The sequence below is a fragment of the Candidatus Rokuibacteriota bacterium genome (assembly GCA_030647435.1).
Taxonomy (GTDB): domain Bacteria; phylum Methylomirabilota; class Methylomirabilia; order Rokubacteriales; family CSP1-6; genus AR37.
Map to the genome: position 1 here is coordinate 1 of JAUSJX010000170.1, position 23022 is coordinate 23022.

28 protein-coding genes are annotated in these 23022 nt (G+C 66.6%); 14 read left to right on the plus strand and 14 right to left on the minus strand.

Annotation, left to right across the window (positions count from 1 at the left end):
* The 4 genes from Q7W02_28525 to Q7W02_28540 all read left to right on the plus strand — a co-directional run.
* The coding region (locus Q7W02_28525; GenBank protein MDO8480071.1) for a tRNA-dihydrouridine synthase at positions 1-381 on the plus strand (381 nt) is incomplete at its 5' end.
* Positions 382-639: 258 nt separating this feature from the next.
* On the plus strand, positions 640-1989 hold the full coding sequence (locus Q7W02_28530; protein MDO8480072.1) for an extracellular solute-binding protein: 1350 nt from the start codon (positions 640-642) through the stop codon (positions 1987-1989).
* Between the two features lie 10 nt (positions 1990-1999).
* Positions 2000-2929, plus strand: a complete 930-nt coding sequence (locus Q7W02_28535; protein ID MDO8480073.1) for a sugar ABC transporter permease — start codon at positions 2000-2002, stop codon at positions 2927-2929.
* On the plus strand, positions 2926-3783 hold the full coding sequence (locus Q7W02_28540; protein ID MDO8480074.1) for a carbohydrate ABC transporter permease: 858 nt from the start codon (positions 2926-2928) through the stop codon (positions 3781-3783). The genes Q7W02_28535 and Q7W02_28540 overlap by 4 nt, the downstream gene beginning before the upstream one ends.
* Positions 3784-4202: 419 nt before the next feature.
* Here Q7W02_28540 and Q7W02_28545 read toward each other — a convergent pair whose 3' ends face one another.
* The gene (locus tag Q7W02_28545) at positions 4203-5816 is read right to left on the minus strand and encodes an ABC transporter substrate-binding protein (GenBank protein ID MDO8480075.1); all 1614 of its coding nucleotides are present in this window, start codon (positions 5814-5816) and stop codon (positions 4203-4205) included.
* Between the two features lie 139 nt (positions 5817-5955).
* On the opposite strand from Q7W02_28545, the gene Q7W02_28550 reads away from it, so the two are divergent.
* Together Q7W02_28550 and Q7W02_28555 are read left to right on the plus strand one after the other, a co-directional pair.
* A complete protein-coding gene (locus Q7W02_28550; protein ID MDO8480076.1) occupies positions 5956-7218 on the plus strand; it encodes an isoprenylcysteine carboxylmethyltransferase family protein in 1263 nt (420 codons plus the stop codon).
* 146 nt (positions 7219-7364) lie between these two features.
* Positions 7365-7796: an ATP-binding cassette domain-containing protein gene (locus tag Q7W02_28555; GenBank protein ID MDO8480077.1), complete on the plus strand. Its 432-nt coding sequence runs from the start codon at positions 7365-7367 to the stop codon at positions 7794-7796.
* 41 nt (positions 7797-7837) lie between these two features.
* On the opposite strand, the gene Q7W02_28560 is transcribed toward Q7W02_28555, so the two are convergent.
* Complete coding sequence (locus tag Q7W02_28560; GenBank protein ID MDO8480078.1) at positions 7838-8791, minus strand: LysR family transcriptional regulator; 954 nt, start codon at positions 8789-8791, stop codon at positions 7838-7840.
* A 202-nt stretch (positions 8792-8993) separates the two neighbouring features.
* Between Q7W02_28560 and Q7W02_28565 the strand changes: the two genes are divergently transcribed.
* The 6 genes from Q7W02_28565 (at position 8994) to Q7W02_28590 (ending at position 13628) form a co-directional block, all read left to right on the plus strand.
* The gene (locus tag Q7W02_28565) at positions 8994-9596 is read left to right on the plus strand and encodes a methyltransferase domain-containing protein (protein MDO8480079.1); all 603 of its coding nucleotides are present in this window, start codon (positions 8994-8996) and stop codon (positions 9594-9596) included.
* Between the two features lie 351 nt (positions 9597-9947).
* Positions 9948-10544 (plus strand): redoxin domain-containing protein, encoded by a 597-nt coding sequence (locus tag Q7W02_28570; protein ID MDO8480080.1) that lies wholly within the window; start codon positions 9948-9950, stop codon positions 10542-10544.
* 109 nt (positions 10545-10653) lie between these two features.
* The gene (locus Q7W02_28575; protein ID MDO8480081.1) at positions 10654-11160 is read left to right on the plus strand and encodes a peroxiredoxin; all 507 of its coding nucleotides are present in this window, start codon (positions 10654-10656) and stop codon (positions 11158-11160) included.
* Positions 11161-11162: 2 nt separating this feature from the next.
* A complete protein-coding gene (locus Q7W02_28580; protein MDO8480082.1) occupies positions 11163-11774 on the plus strand; it encodes a TlpA disulfide reductase family protein in 612 nt (203 codons plus the stop codon).
* Between the two features lie 56 nt (positions 11775-11830).
* A complete protein-coding gene (locus Q7W02_28585) occupies positions 11831-12757 on the plus strand; it encodes an ABC transporter substrate-binding protein (GenBank protein ID MDO8480083.1) in 927 nt (308 codons plus the stop codon).
* 136 nt (positions 12758-12893) lie between these two features.
* Positions 12894-13628 carry a formylglycine-generating enzyme family protein gene (locus Q7W02_28590; protein ID MDO8480084.1) on the plus strand — a complete coding sequence of 245 codons (735 nt, stop codon included), beginning with the start codon at positions 12894-12896 and terminating at the stop codon, positions 13626-13628.
* 175 nt (positions 13629-13803) lie between these two features.
* On the opposite strand, the gene Q7W02_28595 is transcribed toward Q7W02_28590, so the two are convergent.
* From Q7W02_28595 to Q7W02_28630, 8 genes are all read right to left on the minus strand, one after another.
* The gene (locus tag Q7W02_28595) at positions 13804-14997 is read right to left on the minus strand and encodes an MFS transporter (GenBank protein ID MDO8480085.1); all 1194 of its coding nucleotides are present in this window, start codon (positions 14995-14997) and stop codon (positions 13804-13806) included.
* 11 nt (positions 14998-15008) lie between these two features.
* Positions 15009-15254, minus strand: coding sequence for a hypothetical protein (locus tag Q7W02_28600; protein MDO8480086.1), 246 nt, complete (start codon positions 15252-15254; stop codon positions 15009-15011).
* A 6-nt stretch (positions 15255-15260) separates the two neighbouring features.
* Complete coding sequence (merB, locus tag Q7W02_28605) at positions 15261-15749, minus strand: organomercurial lyase (protein ID MDO8480087.1); 489 nt, start codon at positions 15747-15749, stop codon at positions 15261-15263.
* Positions 15750-15752: 3 nt separating this feature from the next.
* A complete protein-coding gene (locus tag Q7W02_28610) occupies positions 15753-16121 on the minus strand; it encodes a hypothetical protein (protein ID MDO8480088.1) in 369 nt (122 codons plus the stop codon).
* An 18-nt stretch (positions 16122-16139) separates the two neighbouring features.
* Positions 16140-16646 carry a hypothetical protein gene (locus tag Q7W02_28615; GenBank protein MDO8480089.1) on the minus strand — a complete coding sequence of 169 codons (507 nt, stop codon included), beginning with the start codon at positions 16644-16646 and terminating at the stop codon, positions 16140-16142.
* A gap of 135 nt (positions 16647-16781) precedes the next feature.
* Positions 16782-17135, minus strand: coding sequence for a hypothetical protein (locus Q7W02_28620; GenBank protein ID MDO8480090.1), 354 nt, complete (start codon positions 17133-17135; stop codon positions 16782-16784).
* Between the two features lie 30 nt (positions 17136-17165).
* Positions 17166-18239, minus strand: a complete 1074-nt coding sequence (locus Q7W02_28625) for a heparan-alpha-glucosaminide N-acetyltransferase domain-containing protein (protein ID MDO8480091.1) — start codon at positions 18237-18239, stop codon at positions 17166-17168.
* A 100-nt stretch (positions 18240-18339) separates the two neighbouring features.
* Positions 18340-18762 carry a hypothetical protein gene (locus Q7W02_28630; protein MDO8480092.1) on the minus strand — a complete coding sequence of 141 codons (423 nt, stop codon included), beginning with the start codon at positions 18760-18762 and terminating at the stop codon, positions 18340-18342.
* A gap of 114 nt (positions 18763-18876) precedes the next feature.
* Here Q7W02_28630 and Q7W02_28635 point away from each other — a divergent pair, with 114 nt between their 5' ends.
* Complete coding sequence (locus Q7W02_28635) at positions 18877-19107, plus strand: hypothetical protein (protein MDO8480093.1); 231 nt, start codon at positions 18877-18879, stop codon at positions 19105-19107.
* Positions 19108-19241: 134 nt separating this feature from the next.
* Here Q7W02_28635 and Q7W02_28640 read toward each other — a convergent pair whose 3' ends face one another.
* Entirely contained in the window at positions 19242-20342 is a 1101-nt protein-coding gene (locus tag Q7W02_28640) for a DSD1 family PLP-dependent enzyme (GenBank protein ID MDO8480094.1), read from the minus strand.
* A gap of 40 nt (positions 20343-20382) precedes the next feature.
* Here Q7W02_28640 and Q7W02_28645 point away from each other — a divergent pair, with 40 nt between their 5' ends.
* On the plus strand, positions 20383-20997 hold the full coding sequence (locus Q7W02_28645; GenBank protein ID MDO8480095.1) for a hypothetical protein: 615 nt from the start codon (positions 20383-20385) through the stop codon (positions 20995-20997).
* Between the two features lie 154 nt (positions 20998-21151).
* Here Q7W02_28645 and Q7W02_28650 read toward each other — a convergent pair whose 3' ends face one another.
* Genes Q7W02_28650 through Q7W02_28660 form a run of 3 tightly spaced genes read right to left on the minus strand, consistent with a single transcriptional unit; the run spans position 21152 to position 22999 of the window.
* Positions 21152-21601 (minus strand): TPM domain-containing protein, encoded by a 450-nt coding sequence (locus Q7W02_28650; protein ID MDO8480096.1) that lies wholly within the window; start codon positions 21599-21601, stop codon positions 21152-21154.
* On the minus strand, positions 21601-22374 hold the full coding sequence (locus Q7W02_28655) for a TPM domain-containing protein (protein ID MDO8480097.1): 774 nt from the start codon (positions 22372-22374) through the stop codon (positions 21601-21603). Before Q7W02_28655 ends, Q7W02_28650 begins: the two co-directional genes overlap by 1 nt.
* Positions 22375-22405: 31 nt before the next feature.
* Positions 22406-22999, minus strand: a complete 594-nt coding sequence (locus Q7W02_28660) for a LemA family protein (GenBank protein MDO8480098.1) — start codon at positions 22997-22999, stop codon at positions 22406-22408.
* Between the last annotated feature and the right edge of the window lie 23 nt (positions 23000-23022).

Below are 23022 nucleotides of genomic sequence, written 5' to 3' on the forward strand. Positions count from 1 at the left end.
GATGTGGGCTCGACGGCCGAGGCGCGGCGCATGGTCGACGACACGGGCTGCCACTCGGTCATGATCGGCCGGGGCACGCTTGGCAGCCCGTGGGTCTTCGACGAGGGCTTCGACGCGCTCCAGCCTGAAGCCCAGCGCGACTACAAGGACCACGTCATCCGCCGGCACATGGCCCTGATCCAGGAGCACTGCTTCGACCGCTACGCGCTCTCGCAGATGAAGAAGCACCTCGCCTGGTACACGGACGGGCTGGTGCACGCCACCGACTGCCGCGCCCGCATCTTCCACACGAAGAGCCCGGCAGAAGTGTGGGAGGTCTTCCAGGAGTACTGGGAGACCTCAGCCCGCGGCGCCGAGACTGCGACCGCCGCCGCAGTCTGAGCGAACTCCCCAGCAGTGAAACCCGGGCCGGTTCAGGTCTTGAAGCATCATATTCCAGCGGGTATCAGGGATTGGTTCGGTCGCGATGCCGGATTTCAAGACCCCATCTCCCCGAACGTACTCTTCCAGTAGGCGGGGCGGGGATGCGGAAGTTGTGCTAGCATCGTCGCCGGACCGATGTTTCTCCGATTTCGTCCCCGGACGGTACCCGCTCTGGAATCTGCGATGGGTCAGGCTAACCCCTAGAGGAGAACCGCAATGGAGCAGCGAACTCGCCGAGACTTCCTGAAGACCACCGCCACCGGGGCCGCCGCCGCGGCGGTCGCGGGGTTCCCGCACGTCGCCCGCGCCCAGACCAAGCTCACGTTCGGCGTCTGGGACCACTGGGTCCCCGGCGCCAACGATGTGCTGAAGGGCATCGTCATGGAGTGGGGAAAGAGCAATCGGGTCGATATCAGCATCGACTTCATCACGTCCATCGGCAACAAGCTCGACCTGACGTCCGCCGCCGAATACCGGGCGGGTTCCGGTCACGACATCATCGCCTTCGGGACGTGGTACGGCACCCTCTACAAAGACAAGCTCGAGACGGTCAGCGACGTGGTGGAGTCGATCCAGAAGCAGTACGGCAAGTACAACGACAACGCGGTCTACATGAACTACCAGGACGGCCGCTGGATCACCGTCCCCGCGCCCATCGGGTCCCACACGTACCCGCTGGAGACCCGGATGGACATCTGGAAGAAGAGCGCGGGCATCGACGTCCAGGACATCTTCCCGGCCGACGTGAAGAAGCGGGACAAGAAGAAGATCGAGGCCTGGGACTGGAAGGCGTTCCTGGCCGGCGCCAAAAAGGTGCACGCGGCCGGCTTTCCCTTCGGCGCCTCCATCGCCGAGAACACCGACTCCAACGACTGGCTGGGGCCGCTCTTCGCCGACCACGGCGTCTTCCCCATGGACGAGAAGGGCAACATCACCATCGAGCAGGACGCGACGCTCCAGGTGATCGAGTACCTCCGCGAGCTCACCCAGTACATGCCCAAGGAGATCTACGGCTGGGACGACGCCTCCAACAACCGTTGGCTGATCTCGGGCAAGGGCTCGGCCATCATCAACCCCCCCAGCGCCTGGACGGTGGCCAAGCGGGACCAGCCCCAGGTGGCCGCCCAGGTCTGGCACCACGACATGCCGCGCGGACCCAAGGGGCGGTGGCGGGGCGCCCTGCCGTTCTCCTGGGGCATCTGGTCGTGGTCGAAGAACAAGCAGGCCGCCAAGGACCTCCTGCTCTACCTGTCTCTGAAGGAGGTCCAGTGGAAGCTGATCACAGCCTCTCAGGGCTACGACTACCCGCAGCTCCCGTCGTTCATGACCCACCCCGTCTGGACCGAGATCGTTCCGCCGCCGGGCGGCCAGTACAACTACCCGATCCGGGGCGACGAGAAAATCATCACCGCCGGCTACCCGGCCAAGCAGGAGTACGGCGTGCAGGTCTACTACAAGTGGCTGCTGCCGACCATGGTCGGCAAGGTCACCTCGGGCGGCACGACTCCCAAGGACGCGGTCAAGTGGGCGGCCAAGGAGCTCGAGAGCTACAAGCAGCGAGGGTGAGCGCAGCAGGATGAGCCCCACCACCACCGTTGACGTCGCCGCAGCCGCGCGGGCCCACCCCGCGCGGTTGCAGCTCGGGCGGCGCCTCCGGTCTCGCTCCGCCATCGGTGTGCTCATGTGCCTGCCGCTGATCCTCCTGATCGGCGGCCTCGTCGGGTACCCGTTCTTCTACTCGATCTACCTCAGCCTGCTCAACAAGCGGGAGACGGCCTTCGTCGGGCTCGCCAACTTCCGCTACCTGCTGACGGTCGACACCTTCTGGATGGTGGTCCAGATGTCCTTCCTCTTCACCGGCCTGGCGGTGCTCTGGAAGGCCATACTCGGCTTCACGCTGGCCGTGGTCATCAACACCCTCCCCGTCCGCGGCCAGCGGATCTGGCGCGGGCTGTCCCTGATCCCGTGGGTCATGCCGCTGGCGCTGTCGAGCCTCGGCTGGTGGTGGATCTACGAGCCCACCCACAGCGCGCTCAACTGGATCCTCGCGCTCCTCGGCATCAGCCCCAAGCCCTGGCTGTCGGAGCCCTCCTGGGCCAAGTTCTCCGTCATCCTCGTCAACATCTGGTACGGGACGCCCTTCTTCATGATCATCTACCTGGCGGGGCTCAAGTCGATCCCCAACGAGCTGTTCGAGTCCTCGGCCATCGACGGGGCCAGCGCCTGGCAGCGCCTGCGCTTCATCACGCTGCCCATGCTGAAGAACATCATCGCGATCACGGTGCTCTTCTCCACCATCGTGACGTTCGCCACTTTCGACATCATCCGGGTCCTCACGCGGGGCGGCCCTCGGCAATCCACCCACGTCTTCGCGACCTACGCCTTCGAGCTCGGCATCGCCACTGGCGATGTGCCCCTGGGGGCGGCGGTGTCGCTCTTCATGTTCCCCATCCTCGCCGTGTCCGCCTTCTTCATCCTTCGCGGGATCCGCCGGAGCACCATGTGACGCTCAGGACGAAGCGCTCCCGCCGGAAGCTGACCCTGGTCGCCTGCTACGGCATCCTCTTGCTGTTCGTCGTCTTCTTCCTCTTTCCGCCGTACTGGATGGCCATCACCTCGCTCAAGACCAACCACGAGATCGAGGGGCTCAAGGGCATCCCCCTGATCATCCAGGAGGGCGTGACGTTCCAGCACTACCGGGACCTCTTCGAAAAGACCGACTTCCTGATCTACTTCAAGAATTCGGTGCTCGTCACCGTCCCGGTCGTCTTCATCTCCATGCTGATCAGCGTGCTGGCGGCCTACGCGCTCTCGCGGCTCGGCTTCCTCGGCGCGGGCGTGATCGGTACCGCCGTGTTCCTGGTCTACCTGGTGCCCGACTCCCTGCTCTTCATCCCCCTCTTCAAGATCATCGGCATGCTGGGGCTGCTCAACTCCAAGTGGTCGCTGGTCCTCGTTTACCCGACCCTCATCGTGCCGTTCTGCACCTGGCTCTTGATCGGCTACTTCGCCTCGATCCCCAAGGAGTTGGACGAGGCGGCGCTCGTGGACGGGGCCAACCATTGGCAGATGCTCGTCCGGATCTTCCTGCCCGTTGCGGTGCCAGGGATCATCGCCGCGACGATCTTCGCCTTCACCGTGTCCTGGTCCGGCTTCCTCTACCCGCTGGCCTTCCTCTTCTCCAGCGACCAGCAGGTGCTCACGACCGGCACGGTGACGAGCCTCATCAAGGGGGACGTCTATCACTGGGGCGGGCTCATGGCGGGCGCGGTGCTCGCCTGCCTGCCCCCGGTCCTGCTGTACGTCTTCCTCATGGACTACTACATCTCCGGCCTCACCTCCGGCAGCACCAAAGGCTGAGCCCCCACCGCTCGGTCGTGGGGGGCTCGGGCGTGCGGGACCCAGGCCCAGGACGCGGCCTCCCCACAGCGTTCTGGAAGGACTGCCGCGACAAGGGTGGACTGGCCTGGGACGACACGAACAATCACCGCGCCTTCCACGCCGGCGAGACAACTACGGCACGCGGCTCCAGACCAGGAGGCCTACAGCGTCGGCCCCACCAAGAAGTGGGAGAACGATCCCATGTGGGGCAAGGTCGACGAGCTCCTCAAGATGTTCCGCACGGCGGCCCGGACACCTCCGCCTCGCCGATTGCCGCCGGTATCGCGCCATGCGATAGTGAGCTGCCGCACGCCGATCGGGAGGAGACACGACCATGGTCACGAAGATACGCCCCGCGCTGCACACGCCGCGCTGTTACAGGGGTCAGGTTGACCCCGCTACTTGTCGAGCCAGACTTCCTGGAGACGGCAGCAGTTGTAGGTGACCTGGTTCGGAATCAGGTTCTTCACGTACGGGTGGTGCGCGAAGCGGTCGACCCGCCAGCCCATCGTCGGCCGCGCGGCGTCCTCCTCGAGCTTCCTCTGGATCTGCCAGACGAGCGTGAGGCGCTTTTGGGGATCGGTCTCCTGCGACTGCTGGTCGATGAGCCGCATCACCTGCTCGTCGCAGTAGTCGCCGTAGTTGCGCGATGAGCCGCAGGCGTAGTTTTCGTAGAAGTTGGCGTCGGGGTCGTCCACGCCGAGACCCGTAAGGTTGGCGGCCATCTGAAACTCCCGACGCGTGGCCAGCGGGTGCCACTGCGCGGTTTCGATCTGCTTGAGCGCGGCGTCCACCCCGACGTGCTTGAACTCGCTGATCACGAAGGCGGCGAAGTCAAGGTAGATGGCGATGGCGCGCGTGACCATCTCGACCTTCAGCGGGTTGGCGGGCCCGAAGCCTGCCTCGGCGAGGAGCTTGCGGGCCCGCACCTTCTCCTCTTCCCCCTTGCCGTAGCCCGGGAGCTGGACCGTGTCCTTCTGCAGGAGCCCCCAGGCGCCCCACGGCTTGGGCGCCATGGCGGCGCCCACGATGGCGCTCCCGGAGTGGACGGCCTTCACGTACGCGGGCCGATCGATGGCCAGGCTGAGGGCGCGGCGGACTTTGACATTGTCGAACGGCGGCCGCTTCGTGTTGAGGAGCAGGTTCTCGCTGACGTTGGTGGCGGTCTCCGTGAAGACCATCCGGGGCACGGAGGCGCGCAGCTGCTCGGCGATCGCCACCGTGGTGTCGCCGGGGTACGCCACGTCCACCTGCCCGGTCTGCAGCGCGGCAACCCGCGTTCCCCGCTCGACGATGATGATGTAGCGCACGCCGTCGAGGTACGGGCGGCCTTTCACGAAGTAGTCCGGGTTCTTCACCAGGTCCACGTACTGGCCCCGCTTCCACTCCTTGAACTTGAAGGGGCCGCTGCCAAGGCACCGCGTGCGGTGCTCCGCCAGCGGAACGTGCGCCGGGAGCACCGGCGAGTAGCCGGAGGCGAGCATCGCCAGCAGCGACGGCTGCGGACGCTTGAGCCGGAAGACGACGGTATAGAGGTCAGGAGCCTCAATGGCCTCGACGTTGGCGTACCATTCTTTTCGCGGATTGAGACGGAGCTTGGTCGGAGCGTCCTTGGCCTCGCGCACCAAGTCGAAGGTGAACTTCACGTCTTTGGATGTGACGGGCTGCCCGTCGTGCCAGCGGGCGTCTTTTCGCAGGAAGAACACGAGGTTTCTGTAGTTGTCCTGCCACGACCAGCGCTCCGCCAGCTCGGGGACGATGGTCTCGACGCGCCCGATGGGCTTGAGCTGGTCGAAGATGACGAGGTTGCTGTAGCAGGGCATCGCCGGCCACGTGACCGAATTCGTGGCGGTCTCGTGAATGGCGAAGCCTTGCGGCAAGTCCTCGCGGTGCACCAGCCGAAGCACGCCGCCGTGCTTGCCTTCTCGCGAGGCCGGCGCCTGGCCGGCCGCAGGAGTCGCCAGCAGAAGAACGGCCAGCGCGACGCCGAGAACAGGCCTGATGTAGTGCATGGCACCCCCCTAGTGCGGTGATCTTAGCGGCATCGGAGCCGCCCCACAAGCGCCTGTGAAAGTCGCTGGTTCAGTCGTGTGTGATTTAAGTCATCGCTTTGTTGCCTCGGCTTCCGCCATCATGGCAATGGAGGTGGCTATGAAAGCGACGATCCCCACGGAACAGGCTCAGCGGGCGGACGCCGGTGCGGGGCGGCGCCTCGCGGCACGGGGTGCAATCGTTCTGTCCTTCGTCGTCGCCCTCGAGATCGTGATCATGATCAGCCCGTTCGCCCTCTTCTTCTACGCGGTCTTCAACCCGGTCCTCCTGGCGCTCGATCGCTCGCCGGCTACGCGCTGGCTCACGGCGTTCTTCCTCCCGCACATGGTCATCTCACCCGATCCGGCCTTGAGCGCCATCCGGGTGCTCGGGTCCGTGGCGTTCATCGTGGGCGCCGTCGTCTTCCTCGCCTGCGCTGTCCAGGTCTACGCGGGCAAGCTCCTCCGGACAGGGCCCGCGACGCGGGGCCTCTACGCGGTAATCCGCCACCCGCAGTACCTCGCCCTTGCCGTGTCGGGGTTCGGCCTCGCCATCCTGTGGCCGCGGTTCCTCACGCTCGTCCTCCTCGCCGTCATGCTGTTCCTCTACTACCTGCTCGCGAGGGACGAGGAGCGGCGCATGCTCGCTCGCTTCGGGGACGGCTACCGCGGCTTCATGGCGCGCACGGGCATGTTCTTCCCGCGCCTGCCCTGGAACCGGACGCCGCTGCCCGAGTCTCCGCGGCCTCTCGGCGCCGGCCGCGGGCTCGCGATCCTCGCGGCCCTGCTCGTGATCAGTGTCGGCGCCGGCTTCCTGGCGCGCGCCTATACCGTCCGCCATCTGCCGCTGGGCGCCGTCGGCCCGGTGGACGTCATCACCATCACGCCCGAGGACCTGACGGCCGCCCGGGAGGTCCTGCCCGACGTGCTCAAGGACCCGGCCGTCGCCGCGAGGCTCGGCGCAGTCCGAGATCACCCAGGCCGCGTCCTCGCGTACTTCGTCCCGATCGACTACACGATGCAGGGCATGATCGCGGACACCGGGGAGGAGTGGAAGCTCTTCGCCCGCCACACAACGGTCCGAATGATCACGGACTACGTGCTTCATCCCGTGGCGCACCTCGCGCAAGGGCATGGCCATCCCGGTGCCGTGGGCCACGGGGCCGCCATGCACGAGAGCCCCACGCTGAAGCGCCGGATCATCTTCGTCGACGTGTCCGCGCGCGGGCGGACGCTCGCGTCGCCGGTGGATGACTTCGGGATTGCCGTCACGAGACGGCCACTCTTCTTCGTCGACGTCCACCTGCACACGAGGGAGATCCTCGCCGTCCGGGACACGCCGCCAGGAAGCGGCTGGGGCACCGTGCCGACGCCGGTGTTCTGACAGAAACGCCGCGGACCAGGTCGCTGCCCAGCGTCTACGCATGCGAAGAGATCGGTAAGGACGAGTTCGAAGCGAGGTGCCAGGGTCCGGACGGGCGTGCGGCATGATGCCGAGTGCTCTCGGTGAGTGACACCTACCACGACCACGTGAGCTTTGCGGTCCGGCGGGGCGAGGTCTTCGGCTTCCTCGGCCCGAACGGGGCCGAGAAGAGCACGACCGTCAGGATGCTGACCGGCTACGTGCCCCCCAGCGACGGCCCGGCGCTCCTGAACGGCCACGACATCGTGAACGATGGCTTGGCCGCGCGGCGGCGCGGGCGTCCGGGTCTACACGCGGACACCGGGCGCCACGGCCCAGGAGATCGCGGCTCGGGCCACGGGCCGCGGCCGCCGCGCCGAAGATTGTTGGCCGAGGTGACTTGTGAATCGCTGGTGGGAGCAAGCGCGCGTGGCGTTGGTCATAGCGAAAAAGGACGTGCTGATCCACTACTTCAAGCCCCCGGTCGTGACCTTCGGGCTCGTCTTCCTCCCCCTTCTTCTTCCTGGCCTTCGCCGTCGATCGGCCTGTGCCGCTCGTGAGCCTCGTCCCCATCGACCGGATGCTGGCGGACTTTGGCGCCTCATAGGGTCCGTCCGGCTGGAGACGCGGCCCGTTCGCCACGGGCGGTCCGGCGCTCGGTCTCCCCTCGGGCTCCACTGAGCGCCTCCACGAGCGCCCGCGCGCTGTGCGTCAGCAGGCGGGCCTCGTTGTGGATCACGTGGAAGTGCCGCCGGAGCCTGAACCCCTTGAGGCGCACCGCGAAGAGATGCTTCGCCTTGATCTCCCCGCGCACGGCGTGCACGGAAACGAAGGCCACGCCGAGCCCCGCGGCGACCGCCTCTTTGATGGCTTCGGTGTGGCCGAGCTCCATGGCGACGGTGAACCGGGCCCCCGCCTGCTGGAAGATTCGCTCCGTCAGTTGGCGAGTCGCCGAGCCCTCCTCCCGCATGAGCATCCGTTCCTGGACCAGAAGGCCGGGTGAGACCTCGCGCCGCCCCGCCCAGCGGTGCTTGGGCGGAACGATCAGCACCAGCTCGTCCAGCAGGCCCGCCGCCAGGCATTCCTCGCCCTGCCGGAGCACGTGGCCACCCACGACCCCGAGATCCACCTCGTTCGCCCGGACGCGCTGCTCGATGAGGGCTGAGTTGGCGATCTGGAGCTTGAGCTCGATCCCGGGGTAGCGGGTCTGGAAAACGGCGAGGACGCCCGGTAGCACGTAGATGCCGGGCGTCGTGCTCGCCCCGACGACGAGAGAGCCACGCCTGAGCCCGCTCAGCTCACGTATGGCCTCGCGGGCGCTCTCCAGGGTGGCGAAGAGGCGCTGCGCATGCCCCTCGAGAATGCGCCCGGCCTCGGTGAGCTCGACCGTCCGCCCGAGGCGATCGAAGAGCCTCGCGCCGAGCTCCCGCTCGAGCTCGCCGACGTGCTGGGACAGGGCCGGCTGGCTGAGATGAAGCGCCTCCGCCGCTCGACGAAAGCTTTTCGCGCGCGCGACGGCCAGGAACACCTCGAACTGCCGGAGTGAAGAACCCATAAGCCTTAGCTTACCGATCAGATAAGAACATGTGATTTGACCTTATTCAAGCGACCCGCCTACGCTGGGCTCACGAGGTGAATTGAAGCCTTGTGAAGTGGGCGGCCGGCCGCCTAGCTGTGGAAATTGAAGTTAAAGATGTTGAGTCGAAGGACCTATGGTCGAAACCGATGGTTTGACTGTCGCCTTCTGGGAGGGACCCATGGCCCAGTTACCCGGCGGTGTCTCCTCGCAACTCCGAAACGCTGTCCAGAAAGCCTATTCCGCAGCCGCCGAGAGGCCCTTGGAAAAGCATGCGTTCCCGGTTGGCCGGGTTCTGGCCGAGCGGCTCGGATATCCCGCCGAGTGGCTTGAGACCTTGCCTCCGATCTCGGTCGAGGCCTTTGCGGGAGTCTCTAACGTAGCGGTCTTCGCGGCGATCCCGGCGGGCGCCACCGTGCTCGACCTAGGCTGTGGGGCAGGCCTCGATAGCCTGATCGCCGCACGGCGGGTAGGAGGAGGCGGGCGCGTGATCGGGATTGACTTCAGCGACTCGATGCTCGCACGCGCACGTCAGGCCGCGGCCGTGTTCGGCGTCGACGTGACGTTTTTTCGAGGCGACGCCGAGCAGCTCCTGCTGGAGAGCGCTGCGGTGGATGTGGCACTCGTCAACGGCATTTTCAATCTCAACCCCGCGCGCGCTGAAATCTTCAGGGAACTCGCGCGAGTCGTGCGGCCGGGCGGATATGTTTATGGCGCGGAACTCATCTTGCGGGAAGCCGTCTCCAAACCTGGCCACTTCACCGAGGCGGAGTGGTTTGCCTGAATCGCCGGGGCGAAGGAAGGCGGTGCCTTCCTGGACGAGTTCCGCGAGGCGGGATTTCACGAGGCGGTGCTGCTCCGGGTTACCCGGAACGCCCGTTGCAAGGACCCGCGCGTCATGGCCGCGGAGGTCTGTGCGACACGGTAAGCAGTCAACGCTGGCCGCGAAGCTACATCTGTTTACTGAATTGTTTGCCTTGGCGATTGCGGGCGATGGGCCCGTCCGTTTCCCATGGTTCCGTGATAGTCCCACGTCGCTTTCTAGATGATTCTCATTGTCGCCCGCTGCGATATAGTGCAAATGGGTACCTTATATAGTGCAACTGGTGTACCTTGACGGCCAGGAGATCGACACATGAGCAGGCTGCCGAAGCTCGTGAGAAGCTGGTTGCTGTTGGGCGCGCTGCTGGCCGGCGTGCTCGTGGGAGCCCGCGCGGCCACAGCCCTGGAGGTCGGGGAGAAGGCGCCGGACTTTACGCTCCCCGGCACGACGGGGGAGAAGATCAGCCTGAGCCAGTTCCGCGGCAGCAAGCTGGTTCTCATCGAGTTCTACGTCGGCGAGTCTCCAACGTGAGCGGCGAACCTGTCGACCAGGAAGGTCGACTATGGCAGGTTCCGGGACTTGAACGTCCAGATTCTCGGGATCAGCGCCGACCACACCTTCGCACAACAGACGTTTGCGGAGTCGCTGAAGCTCCCGTACCCGCTCCTCAGCGACTCTCCGGACCTCCAGGTTATCCGGAATTACGGCGTCCTGTGGCCCGACCAGATTGGCCCCGTGAAGGACAGCGGTGTGGTGGTCGAGCATCGACCGAATACGGCTGCACGGCGGGCGTTCTTCCTGGTGGATCGGCGGGGGATCGTCCGGGGGAAGTGGTTGATCGCGAACAACGCCGTTTTCCCCAGCGTGGACATACTCAAGGTAGCGCGCGAGTTGACTGGGAAGCAGTAGGACGCACCGTCCAAGAACGAACGCCGACACTTTCACGGGGGAAGACGCAGACATGGGGAACTTGGTGAGCCGAACGTTTGGGGTCGTGCTGCTGGCAACGGTACTGGGAATGACCTTGGTCGCCGTCGGTCCAGGGCCGGCGAGGGCGGTGGAGGTTGGCGAGCCGGCGCCCGCCTTCAGCCTGGCGAGTACCACCGGTGGCGATATCTCCCTCAATGACTTTCGGGGTAAGAAGTGGGTCCTCCTTGAGTTCTACCTCGCGGACTTCGGTCCCACGTGAGCGGCGAACCTGTTAGCCAGGAAGGCCGACTACAAGCGGTTCGAAGCCCTGGGGATCCAGAACCTCGGGATCAGTTCCAACTTGACCTTCTCGCAGCAGACGTTCGCCGAATCTCTGAAGCTGCCGTACCCGCTGCTCAGCGACTTTCCCGGAGCGAAGGTCATGCGCAGCTACGGAGTCTTCAATGAGAAATACATGTGGGCGAACAGGTCGTTTTTTCTGATTGATCCGCAGGGCGTCATCCGCAAGAAGTGGATAATCGAAAACGGCGGGGGGACGGTTGTTCCTAGCGACACCCTCCTGCGGGATATCCGAGAGGTGCTCGGCAAGCGCTGACCATGACGCCGAGCCGCCCGGCTGCGATGGACGCATGGCCGCCCGCCTGGCTCGCCGCACGGCTGCTCGCGTTCGGCTTGCTCGTCGCCGGCCTGGCCGGGGCCGCGAGCGCCGATCAGCCGGCGCTGGCACCTCTTCTCAAGACCCTCGACCTCCGTGGCTATACCTCCCGCACGGCGCCTCCCCAGTTCAGTGGCAGCACGCTCGACGCCCGGCAACTGTCAATGACGGAGTACCGAGGGACGGTCATTGTTCTGACCTTCTGGGCGAGCTGGTGTCTCGAGTGTCGGGTAGACATGCCCGCGCTGGAGCGGCTCCAGCGCGAGTTCTCGCCGCGGGGATTCGCGATCATCGCGGTCAATGCCCGTGAGAACAAGGAGACCGTCAGGCGCTACGCCAAGGAGCTGGGCCTGACGTTCCCGCTCGTGTTCGATCCGGACGGCAAGATCAATGCCCTGTACGGCGTCATCGGGCTTCCGACGACGTTCGTCGTCGGCCGGGATGGACGGGCCATCGCCTTTGCCATCGGACCTCGCCGGTGGGAGAGTGCGCCGGCCCGCGCGCTCATCGAGGCGCTGCTGGCCGAGCCGGTCCCGGGTCCAGCTACCCAATGACCGCAGGCCGCGGCTTTCTACTCGCGCTCGGAATCGTGCTCGCGACCGCCGGGCCTATGGCTCGCGTCACCGAAGCGCAATCACCTCGCCTGGTGAAGATCGGAGCGCTGACGGAGTCATGGGGCCCGACGCCGGCCATCGTCGGCCTCCGGGACGGTCTTCAGGAGCTTGGATACCGCGAGAACCAGGACTTCGTGCTCGGAGTGCGGTTCACACAGGGCAACGTCGCCGAGCTACCCGAGGCCGCCCGCGCCCTCGTCCGGCGCGGGGTGGATCTCATTGTTGTCTCTTCTGGAGAGAATGCGGCGAAGGCGGCCCAGATGGCGACCACCCGGATCCCGATCGTCTTCATGGGCGGGAGCGACCCGGTAGAAGCAGGACTGGTGAAGAGCTTCGCGCGACCCGGTGGAAACGTCACCGGGATCGCGGATCTCGAAGTCGAGCTCGTGCCGAAGCGAATGGAGATCTTTCACGAGCTCATCCCAGGCCTGAAACGAGTGCTCCTGGTCTATGACGGGACGAACCCAGTCGCTGTCTCGAGATTGGCTGTGCACCGTGACGCCGCGCGTCGCCTCGGCCTCACGCTCGTCGAAAGACCGGTGCGGACAGAAGATGAAGCTCGATCCGTGATCAACGCGCTCAGAAAGGGCGAGGTGGACGGAATCTTCTCGCCTCGCTTGCTGTTGCAGAATATCCCAGGCTTGATTCTCGAGATCGCACCCAAGCGGGCGATTCCGACCATGTTCGACGACGCTTTCTACGTCGAGCGGGGCGGCCTCGCGAGCTATGCCGCGAACTTTTACGGGCTGGGCCGCCAGGCCGCGCGCCTGGTGGACAAGATCCTCAAAGGCGCGAGGCCGAGCGATGTCCCGGTCGAGCAGCCGACGAAGTTCGAGCTGGTGATCAATCTGAAGGCCGCCAAGGCGCTCGGCATCACGATTCCTCAATCCATACTGCTGCGGGCGGATCGACTCATTCCATGATCGATTGCGTTCCTCTCCGCGGTCGTGGGCGCGACCCCGGCCGGTTTGAAAGGTGCCGCGGATCGGACTCTTGCACGTGGCGTTCGACCATGCCAGTCGCCCGAAGATGAACAGGGTCGCCCCTGGGGTGACGTGCATGCTGGTTGCCTTCGCGTCCACCGTAGGTTTCGGCGCGGAGCAGGCCGTCCGAGCCGAGAATGGTGCCGAGATGGTGCTGGTCGCGGCAGGCGAGTTCTGGATGGGGAGCGACGACGGTAACGACGACGAGAAACCTCGCCATCCGGTCGATCTTGATGCCTACTACATCGATAGGTACGAGATCACCAACGGGCTCTACCAGCGCTTCATGGAGGCCACCAATCGTCCGGGGCCACGGTATTGGAGCGACAGCCACCTCAATGGTGCCTCCCAGCCGGTCGTGGGCGTGAGCTGGTACGACGCTGAGCGGTATTGTCGATGGGTCGGGAAGCGGTTGCCGACGGAGGCTGAGTGGGAAAAGGCCGCGCGCGGCGACGATGGACGGAGGTATCCGTGGGGTGAGCAGTGGGACTCCAGCCGGGCGAACTCGAAAGAGAGCCAGCGGAACAAGCCTGCGCCGGTCGGCTCGTACCCGAGCGGGGTGAGCCCATACGGAGCGCACGATATGGCGGGCAACGTGTGGGAGTGGGTCGCCGACTGGTACGCGAAGGACGGTTACGAACGCAGCCCCCGGCGGAACCCGCGGGGTCCGGAGACCGGTCCGTGGAAGGTCCTCCGTGGAGGGTCCTGGGGCTACCTGCCGTCTCTCCTGCGAACGACGGGCCGCCTCAGTATTATGCCGGACCTCCAGAACACCGTGATCGGGTTCCGTTGTGCGAACGGAATATCGTAGCGGAGCGCTCCGAGCGAATCCGGATGGCACGGTCAACGGGGTGTACGGAGTGGTCGGTCTCCCGGAGATGTTCTCCGTGGCCCGGAATGGTCGCGCCATCGCGTTCGCTCTCGGCGCTCGCGAGTGGAACGTTCAGTCAAGCATCTTCTAGGCGACTCGCGGCCGCGCCGCCGCTTCAGCCGCGCGCCATGTTCCGACGCTCCCGGAACCACAGAATGGACGTGGCGAGGGCCGTGAGCGCGAGGAAAGGCACGGTGAGCCTGGTGAGCATCGCCCAGCCGCCGCTGCCTGTGACCACCACGCCGGATGTCAGCGAGGAGCTGACCATGACCGCGAACACCAGGGAGTCGTTGACGCCCTGAACCTTCGCCTTCTCCGCCGGCCTGTGGGCTTCGGTGAGGAGCATGGTGCCGCCGATGTAGAGGAAGTTCCAGCCCACCCCCAGGAGAGTCAGCGCCCACCAGAAGTGCATGAGCGTGACCCCGCTCATGGCGATGGCGACGCAGACGAACATCAGGGCGGCGCCGGCGAGCAGCACGTTCAGCACCCCTAGGCGGCGGATGAGGCCGCCGGTGAAGAACGACGGCGCGAACATGCCGACCACGTGCCACTGCAGCACGAACGTCGCGTCGGCGAACGGATGGCCGCAGCAGAGGTCCATGGCGAGCGGCGTGACGCTCATGAGGAGGTTCATTACGCCGTAGCCCACCGCCGCCGCCAATACCGCCACCACGACGGCGGGCTGGCGCAGGATCACGCCCAGCGGCCGACCCGTGCCATGCCGCTCCTCTGGCGACTGCTCGGGGAAGGAGAGCCCGGCGGCGATGACGAACGACGCCAGCGCGAACACCGCGAGCGCGGCGTAGGAGGCGAGAAACTGGGGCTCGACCAGGTCGCGCGTGACGCGTCCCACGGCCGAGCCGATGAAGCCGCCGAAGATCCCCCCGGCGAGGGTCAGCGAGATGGCCCGGCTCTTCCAGTCAGGCGGCGCCGCATCGGCGGCAGCGAAGCGATAGTACTGGCCGAAGGCGTTATAGATGCCGCACAGGAACGTGCCGGCGAGCAGCAGCGTGAAGCTGTGCACGGCGATCGCGATCGCGCCGACGGCGCCGCCTGCCATGCCGAGGATCGAGCCGACGAGAAAGCCCGCCCGCCGACCATGGCGCTTCATGAAGAGAGACGCGGGCAGGGTGGATATCGCCGCACCCAGCACGTAGGCTACGGCGGGCACCGTAGCCAACCGCGGGGAGGGCGCGAGGGCATATCCCGCCAGGGCGCCCACGGCGGCCATCAACACGCCGTTCGAGAGCAACAGCATCTGGCAGACGGCGAGCCGGGCGACCGTCCTCTTCGGGGACCTGACGCGCACGCTCTATCGGGTCAGGCGCTCGGGGCCGGCGTGCCGAGCCAGAAGGGCGATGCCTTGCCGATCCGCGCGAGGTACTCGCGGCGTTCAGCCGCGCGCATCGGGTACCAGCGCGACAGGTAGTCGGCATCCAGCATGTGCTGCCGCGACTCGGTGCCAAAGAGGCCCGCCAGCTCCGGCAGGGAGATGAACCCCTCATCAGACTCGGGGCGGAATTGCTCCCAGCGCCGGGCATGCTCTTCCGACCGGAAGAGGTTCATGCCCGTTCACAAAAATGGCGGGCGGCCCCGTGACGGGCCAAAGCCGTAGTTCAGGTGACCGATAACGGTCGGAGGATCGATCCACGTGAGGCGGCCGTCGAGCATCTCGACGGTCAGCGGGTCGCCGCAGTCGAGACAGGCGGCGTCAATCCGCACTCGTTCTCCCGGAAAGAGCCAGGTCACCGACGTCGCCTCGAAGCCGCACTGGGCGAACCACTTCTGCTCCCCGCGCACCGTCACCCGGTACTGGGTGGGGAGGCCGTTCAGGGGCGGGAACGAGGCGATGTAGTCCGTCTCGGGATGCAGCCACCCGATCGGGTACGCTTGCAGGACGGCATGAAGGATCGTCCGGCTCTCGGCGGGACTCACGCCGAGCGAGCGAGCAAGCTCCGCGTAGTGCGGCGGCCGGCCCGTGTCGATCAACGCCCGCGTGATGCGGTTCCACATCCGGTCGGTGATTCCGCCGCCCGCCATCTCCGTCCCGCTGCCGGGCATCCGCTAGATCTTCCCCGTCGCCTTCAGGGCGCGATACGTCTCCTTGCGCTCCAGCCACTTCCGCGTGGCTTCGGGGTCGAGGAACGGCTGCGCCTTGGTGAGGACCTTGTCCTTCCAGGAGTGGTCGGCGCTCCACTCGTAGGGCGTGACCACCGTGGTGCCAGCGGCCGTCGCATTGACGAGAAGGTCGAGCCCCAGGGACAGGACCTCGCGCTGCATGTCGAGGTCGTACGGCTTGCCGGTGGGGTTGCCCAGCGGAAAGTCGCTGAAGACGAAGCGCGGGACTCCGCAATGCTCGACGATATCGCGCGCGCAGCCGAACACAACGGTCGGGATTCCATTCTCTTCCAGATACCGGGCGGCCAGACTCACGGTCTGGTGGCAGACGGGTCAGACCGCGGTGAGGACCGCCACGTCCACGCGGTCCTCCCGCATCTGCTTCAGGATCTCCGGCGCGTCGACGGTCAGCGTCTTGCGCTGGCTGTACTCGGACTGGATCATCTGGAACCGGGGCGCCACGGCGCCGATCGTCCCCTCAGCGACGAAGCGGTGGAGGTGGGTCAACGGGAGATAGCTGTCCACATCGTCGAGGGTGGTGGCGTAGCGGTCGTACGCCGCCTTGCGACTGCAGAGCTCGTCCACGAAGATGTCGGTCGGTAGCGCGTACACGAGCCGCCTGGGGTCGTCGGGTCCGGCCTCCACGCCCCGGCGCGCCATCTCGCTGGTCGTCACCACGCCCACGCGGCACTCGGAGAGCGGCTTGCCGACCGAGGCGAACGGCGTGAACGGAATGTGGTCGAAATGCGCCCACTCGTACGGCGTGGCGTAGCCCTCAGCCTCGTAGTATGCCCGTGTCTTGTCGATGTATCGGACGTGACTCGCCGTCCCGCGGCTCATTGCCCCTCCTCGCTGGAGACCCGACTAGCGCGCGCGAGACGCGCCCTTGTCTGCGAGGGCGCGAGTCTCGGGCACACCGCCATTCTACCCCGCTCGCTCGGGGCTTCGCCAGCGCGCGGGCGGATCTGGTCGCGCTCATCGCGCCATGAGCACGCCGGCTATGGCCGCGAGACCGCCGACCACGGAGAGCACGAATCCGATGCCGCCCAGCCGGTACCATACCTTGATCCGTCGCTGCTCGGCATCGCTTAGGTGGATGTGCAGGTCCGAGGGAGACACCCACCACCTGCGCGGAAGCCGGATCTTCGCCGACACGATACGGTACAGGACCACGTGATACCAGAAACCCGTGGGCACGCCCACGACGAGGCCGAGCAACAGCGTGCCGAGGGCGATCACGGCCATGAAACCGGGAGTCAGAACCGTGGCGAGGAGGGCGCCGAGTCCAACCGCCACCACGGCGGTCAGCACCAGGGTGATTTCGAGCATGGGCGGAGACGCTTGCTCGAGGCTCGGACGCTACGCCGTCCCCAGGCCCGCCAGCCTGCGAAGGCGAGGCTTCACGGCAAGCCAGGCGCGACCCATGTACACGCACAGGACGATCAGCGCGACGGTCGCGGTCCAGTAGGCGATCCAGTTGTTGAACCGCAGCCCGAGCGCCCGGTGGATGATCGTCTCCTCGATCACCTGGTGGGCGAAGTAGAGGATCAGCGCCGTCTGGCCGAGCGTCACGAGCCACGGCAGCTCCCAACGCCGCACCTCCATGAGCCAGTAGCAGAGGGCGAGGAGCCATGCGGTCCCCGCGATGATCAGGAACGTCGTCATGCCGCGCGGCGTCCAGTAGTGGTTCAGGCCGAAGTCCCGCGGGAAGCCGAAGCGTGGGGTCGTCGGGATCCACCACTCCCAGACGTCGTACGCCACCAGGAAGACCAGGCCCACGACCGCGGCGGTCGCGAAGTAGCGCGCCTCGGCGCCAGGCCCGAGAGCCCGAGCCTCGAGCCACACCCAGCCCAGGACGAGCCCGATGAGCGCGGCGGCGAGCCACGGCCAGGGCGGGAAATCGCCGAACACCATCGTGCCCAGCGTCGGATGTGCCGCGCACCAGCGGGCGAGGGCCGGGCGCGCCCAGCCGAAGGAGAGGTAGATGAGCGCGGCGATCCCCACCAGCGCCCAGCGCGCCCAGGCCCTGCGCAGCGCGGGCACGAGCGGGCCCAGCAGGATGATGCCGAGCCCGATCGTCTGAAGCACTCCGCCGTGCCACACCTGTTCCGTGGGCGGCACGGGTGGCCTGGGCAACATGATCACGTTGAGGACGTACCCGGCGGCAACGATGCCGATGCCACGCCGGAAGTACTTGCGGAGATCCCTCAGGAACCCTTCGCTTTCCCTGCGGCGGTAGTACGAGATCGGCAGGCAGAAGCCCGCGACGAAGAGGAAGATCGCGGCCGGCAGGATGAGGCTCCCGTAGACCAGATGGTAGCGCGCCCACCCCATGCCGACATCCATCCAGTCGCGCGAGGTGTGGTTGATGACCATGAGGATGAGCGCGATCCCGCGCAGCCCGTCGAGGAAGCGCAGCCGCCCGTCAGACATCGTCCTGCCATTCCTTCTTGGCCCTGCGGCGGAGACCACTAGCGGAGACCACTACATGTCAGCCGCGATGCCGGATTCCAAGACCTGGTGCCATCCGGCTCTACGGCAGCGTGCCCTGCGCCTCGATGAAGGTGTAGTCCCACACCGTCACCTTGTAGGAAGCGGCGGCGGCAAGATGATCGATCTCGAAGTACACCTGAGTGAATCCAGGGACGCCGCCGGGAACCCACTCGATGCGCTGGCCGACCACTTTCCCGCCTTGGTCGACCGCCATCCCGAGCACACGGAAGGGCGAGGCATGCTGCCCATAATGGCTGTAGATCCGGCCGTAGACCCGGCTGGTGCCGTCCTTCGCGGGCTCCACTTTCCAGTCGAGTGTGAACTTGGACTCCCACCCCGGCACGAGCGTGTCGTACTCTGTGCGGCTCGTGAGCGGATCGCCCCCGGTCGCGCAGGCCGAGACGACGACGGCAATCAGGGCAAGCTCAACCCAGGACACGATCGACGTCGGCAGCGTCCTCACAGATTGATGCTGCCAGATCGGCAGCAGCGCGTCAAATCGCGACCCGGCCGGCCCGCTGGGTGTTCACTCGAGGACACACTTGAAGGGAGGGTTGCCCTGAGGTAGACATGGGCCATGACGTCGGCCGAATACCAGCAGCTGGTCGAGCTCCTGACGCGCCAAGCCACCGGCATGACGCGCCAGTTCGCCGGCGTGGACCGTCGATTCAACGAGATTGCGCTCGGAGTCACCACATTGCGACAGGAGGTGCTCGGCCACTTCGACGACGTCTACCGACGATTCGAGCGCCTCGAGCAGAAATATCAGGCGATCACCCAGGCGCTGCGCCGGATCGAGGGTCGGTAGCAGCGCCCGGGTTCCCGATCGGAGCGCCGGACCACTTCTTCCCGCCCACCTTGTCGTTCTTCTTATCCATCATCGTGCGGGCGGCATCGTGCCGGCGGCGGCCGGCGCCTGCGCGTCCTCCGCCGGCTACAGGGCTACTGCGAGCGACCGCGGCCCGCGATGTCCCAGACGGCTTCGACCTTCTGGCCGCGCATGGCGTAGATGCGGTCGTAGAGGTTGATCGTGGGATCGCAGTGCGGCGGGAAGAATTCGATCAGCTGGCCGAGGGCGGGCAGTCTCCCCTCCTCCGACACGGTGAGCCGGCCGTGCTCGTCGCCGGCCCAGGAGTACGTCACGCCCGGGCACTCGACGGCCTCGGGCACGAAGGGCTTATCGGTGGAGAAGGCCTTGAGCCCGCCGTCCACCATGGCCATCTCGCGGGTCGGCACGCTGATCACCGTCGTCAGCACGGTCAGCGCCATCTCGAAGTCGTCGTAGTCGCCGCCGCCCTTGCCGCCGATCTTCCGGTAGTCGAGGTCCATCACGCAGTACGAGCCCGATTGCAGCTCCGTCAGTCCCTTGAGGTCGGTGTCGATGTTGAAGGTGCCCGAAGACCCGCCGCTGACGATCTCGACGGGTAGCCCGTTCTTCTCGAAGAGATCGCGCGTCTTCATCAGGCGGTTCATCCACCGGTGCGAGGTCTTGCGCCGGTTGGCGTAGCCCGGCACGTGGGCGCAGTGCCCCGCGTACCCCTGGAGCCCGCGCAGGTTGAGCGCGGTCTCGAGCGTGCCCATGCGCGCGACGTGCACCGCGGGCTCCCCGGGCTGCGCGCCGGTGCGGCGGCCGCCCACGTCCACGTCTACGAGGATGTTGAGCACTTTCCCGGCGCGCGCCATGGCCTGCCCCAGCTCGCGCACGTTGTCCGGGTTGTCCACGACGACGAGCGTCTCGGGCGCGCGCTCGAGCACGCCGAGCAGCCGGCCGATCTTCTCGGGCCCGACGACCTCGGTGGTGATCAGGATGTTGCGGATGCCAGACTCCGCCATCACCTCGGCTTCGCCCACCTTGGCGCAGCAGATCCCGACGGCGCCCGCGGCGATCTGGCGGCGCGCGATCTCCGGGCACTTGTGGGTCTTGGAATGCGGCCGGAGCTTCTTGCCGGCCGTCTTCACCCAGGCCGCCATCTTCGCGATGTTGCGCTCGAAGCGGTCGAGGTCGAGCAGGAGCGCGGGCGTGGGGATCTCGTCTCGCGTCATGGCGTGGCGAGCATACCACGGCCGTTGTATCATCGACGCCATGACGATCCCTACGCTCACGCATCCCGGTGTGGTGGACTGGTCGGGCGAGAACCCCGGCATGTACCTCAAGGAGAAGGCCGACGGCCCTTTCGTCACGCTCGTCTCTTTCTTCCGCGTCGTCGCCTCGCCCCACGGGCGCGGCCACGCGCTCGTGCTGCTCGAGGCGCCGCTGCTCGACCGGAGCCTGCCCGAGGCCCTCAACGTCTGCGTGACGGACAACGACGCGCTGGCGCGTTACCTCGTCGCCGACTTCGTCACCCACTTCGGCGCCTTCAAGGAAGCCCCGGCGCTCCAGCACATGGACTACGTGCCGCTCGAGGGCGTCGCCGCTTCGGGCGACACGCGCTCGTCCTACATGGAGTGGGTCAAGGGCCGGGACGTGGAGGCCACGCTCTCCTGGGAGAACCTGGGCGAGCCCTTCATGGTCAATATCCCGAAGGAGAAGTCGGCCACGGGCAAGCACGCGCTCCACAGCCTCTTCGTCGACGCGCGCAGCGTGACGGCGACCGTCAACGGCCGCACGCTTAAGGGCCGCCCCTTCCCGCGCGAGTTCGCGGGACGACAGAGCAGCACGGCCTTCCTCGCCTACTCCGAAACCTGGCTTCGACTCTAGGTCCGGCCGCCGATAAGGGCCCATCTGCTTCGTTGGCGCCCACGGCCGCACGCTCAACGTACAGGAGTACGCCTCGCGTGCGGCCTTCGGGCGCCGCCTCGCAGCCGGACCCTTCTCGACGCCCGGCCGCTGACTGGCCCTTCTCGGCGGCCGACTAGCCGAGGGTCACTTGGTCGGATAGCTCGTTCTTGTCGCCGGGCCGCCGGGGGAAGTGATGGCCGAGCTCCCGGCCCAGTTCCGCAAGCGCAAAGATGAGGCCGTCGCGTGACTGCTGCTGCCTCAACCGCTCGCGGACGGCGGCGACCAATCCCTGCCAGTAGGCCTCGCCCACGCGCTCGTGAATGCCCTTGTCGCCGATGACGGCGAGCTTCCTGTCCGTGACCGAGATGTAGACCAGGACGCCGTTGCGATCGGCGGGCCTGTGCATGCCGAGCCTCTCGAAGACCTTGATGGCCCGCTGGAGCGCGTCGCCCTCGCACGAGTGGTCGAGGTGGACGCGGACCTCGGCTGACGTGTGGCCCTCGGCCTCCGCCACGGCGCGCGCGATGGCCGCGAGGTCGTCGTCCGAGAGAATCGCGCGCACCCACTTTGGATGACGAGCCATCACCAGTCTCCGCTCGCCCCGCCGCCGCCGAAGCCGCCACCGCCGCCCCCGAAGTCTCCGCCTCCGCCTCCGCCACTACCACCGCTGCCCCAGCCCCCGCCGGGGAAGATGATGGGGCCGCCCCAGCCGCGCCGGCCGCCGGTCCAGCCCTGGCGCCTGATGTGCGAGCCGTAGAGTGCCGAAATCACGATGGAGAAGATGCCGCCCACAACGATCAAGAGGAGCATGAGCTGGACAGGGCTAAAGCCCCGCGCCCGGGCGGCCTGGTCCTGCGGCGCCGCCTTGTAGGTGCCCGCGATGGCCTGCTGGATGGCATCGAGCCCGGCCGCGATGCCGTCGGCGACCTTGCCCTCGCGGAAGGGCGGCGCGACGACCTGGCGCAGGATCTGGCTCGCGAGCGCGTCGGTCAGCTTGGACTCGAGGCCGTAGCCGACCTCGAGGCGCATCTTCCTGTCATCGAGGAAGACCAGGAAGATGACGCCGTTGTCGAGGCCCTTCTGTCCCACGCGCCAGGCCTGCGCCAGCCGGATCGAGTAGTCCTCCAGGCTCTCGCCCTGGAGCGAGCGGAAGACGGCGACCACGATCTGGTTGCTGCTTTCCCGCTCGCGCGCGCGGAGCGTGTCTTCGAGCCGCTTGCGCTCGTCGCCCGACAGGACGCCCGCGTAGTCGTTGATCCGGCGGTCGGGCGGCGGCGGAATGGGGAGGGCCGCCGAGGCCGCGCCGGCAAGCGCGGCGAGCAGCAGCACCGCCAGCAGCGGTCGGCTCAGGCGCATTCTCCCGGCTTCGGGTGGCTCTCCTGATCCCCTAGAACTTCACTTTCGGGACCGTCTCGCTGCCGGGCGCCGCCTCGAAGAACGCCTTCTCCTTGAAGCCCATCATCCCGGCGACGAGCGCGCCGGGCATCAGCTTGATCTTCGTGTTGTAGTCGCGCACGGCCTCGTTGAAGCGCATGCGCTCCACGGTGATGCGATTCTCCGTCCCCTCGAGCTGGCTCTGGAGCGCCAGGAAGTTCTGGTTGCTCTTGAGCTCGGGGTAGCGCTCGACCGTGACGAGGAGGCGCGAGAGCGCTCCGCCCAGCTGGTTCTGCGCGTCCTGGAACTTCTTGAAGGCGACCGGATCGTTGAGCAGCTCCGGCGTTGCCTTGATCCCCGCCACGCTCGCCCGCGCCTTCGTCACCTCTTCGAGCACGGTCTTCTCCTGGGCCGCGAAGCCCTTGACCGTCTCGACGAGGTTGGGGATCAGGTCGGCGCGGCGCTGGTAGACATTCTGTACCTGCGCCCACTTCTCGTTGACGCTCTGCTCGGCGGTGACGAACCCGTTGTAGACGCCGAAGAGCGAGCCGAACCCGATCAGCAGGATCAGGACGACGACGCCTAGGACGATCAATGCTGTTTTCATGGCCTGAGTATACCTCCCACGCT

What these genes read in the sequence shown, in the direction of transcription:
- Q7W02_28530 (MDO8480072.1), top strand. Translation starts at nt 640, where the DNA reads ATGGAGCAGCGAACTCGCCGAGACTTCCTGAAGACCACCGCCACCGGG.
- Q7W02_28535 (MDO8480073.1), top strand. Translation starts at nt 2,000, where the DNA reads ATGAGCCCCACCACCACCGTTGACGTCGCCGCAGCCGCGCGGGCCCAC.
- Q7W02_28545 (MDO8480075.1), bottom strand. Translation starts at nt 5,816, where the DNA reads ATGCACTACATCAGGCCTGTTCTCGGCGTCGCGCTGGCCGTTCTTCTG.
- Q7W02_28550 (MDO8480076.1), top strand. Translation starts at nt 5,956, where the DNA reads ATGAAAGCGACGATCCCCACGGAACAGGCTCAGCGGGCGGACGCCGGT.
- Q7W02_28560 (MDO8480078.1), bottom strand. Translation starts at nt 8,791, where the DNA reads ATGGGTTCTTCACTCCGGCAGTTCGAGGTGTTCCTGGCCGTCGCGCGC.
- Q7W02_28565 (MDO8480079.1), top strand. Translation starts at nt 8,994, where the DNA reads ATGGCCCAGTTACCCGGCGGTGTCTCCTCGCAACTCCGAAACGCTGTC.
- Q7W02_28580 (MDO8480082.1), top strand. Translation starts at nt 11,163, where the DNA reads ATGACGCCGAGCCGCCCGGCTGCGATGGACGCATGGCCGCCCGCCTGG.
- Q7W02_28585 (MDO8480083.1), top strand. Translation starts at nt 11,831, where the DNA reads ATGGCTCGCGTCACCGAAGCGCAATCACCTCGCCTGGTGAAGATCGGA.
- Q7W02_28590 (MDO8480084.1), top strand. Translation starts at nt 12,894, where the DNA reads ATGCTGGTTGCCTTCGCGTCCACCGTAGGTTTCGGCGCGGAGCAGGCC.
- Q7W02_28600 (MDO8480086.1), bottom strand. Translation starts at nt 15,254, where the DNA reads ATGAACCTCTTCCGGTCGGAAGAGCATGCCCGGCGCTGGGAGCAATTC.
- merB (MDO8480087.1), bottom strand. Translation starts at nt 15,749, where the DNA reads ATGCCCGGCAGCGGGACGGAGATGGCGGGCGGCGGAATCACCGACCGG.
- Q7W02_28615 (MDO8480089.1), bottom strand. Translation starts at nt 16,646, where the DNA reads ATGAGCCGCGGGACGGCGAGTCACGTCCGATACATCGACAAGACACGG.
- Q7W02_28620 (MDO8480090.1), bottom strand. Translation starts at nt 17,135, where the DNA reads ATGCTCGAAATCACCCTGGTGCTGACCGCCGTGGTGGCGGTTGGACTC.
- Q7W02_28625 (MDO8480091.1), bottom strand. Translation starts at nt 18,239, where the DNA reads ATGTCTGACGGGCGGCTGCGCTTCCTCGACGGGCTGCGCGGGATCGCG.
- Q7W02_28635 (MDO8480093.1), top strand. Translation starts at nt 18,877, where the DNA reads ATGACGTCGGCCGAATACCAGCAGCTGGTCGAGCTCCTGACGCGCCAA.
- Q7W02_28640 (MDO8480094.1), bottom strand. Translation starts at nt 20,342, where the DNA reads ATGACGCGAGACGAGATCCCCACGCCCGCGCTCCTGCTCGACCTCGAC.
- Q7W02_28645 (MDO8480095.1), top strand. Translation starts at nt 20,383, where the DNA reads ATGACGATCCCTACGCTCACGCATCCCGGTGTGGTGGACTGGTCGGGC.
- Q7W02_28650 (MDO8480096.1), bottom strand. Translation starts at nt 21,601, where the DNA reads ATGGCTCGTCATCCAAAGTGGGTGCGCGCGATTCTCTCGGACGACGAC.
- Q7W02_28655 (MDO8480097.1), bottom strand. Translation starts at nt 22,374, where the DNA reads ATGCGCCTGAGCCGACCGCTGCTGGCGGTGCTGCTGCTCGCCGCGCTT.
- Q7W02_28660 (MDO8480098.1), bottom strand. Translation starts at nt 22,999, where the DNA reads ATGAAAACAGCATTGATCGTCCTAGGCGTCGTCGTCCTGATCCTGCTG.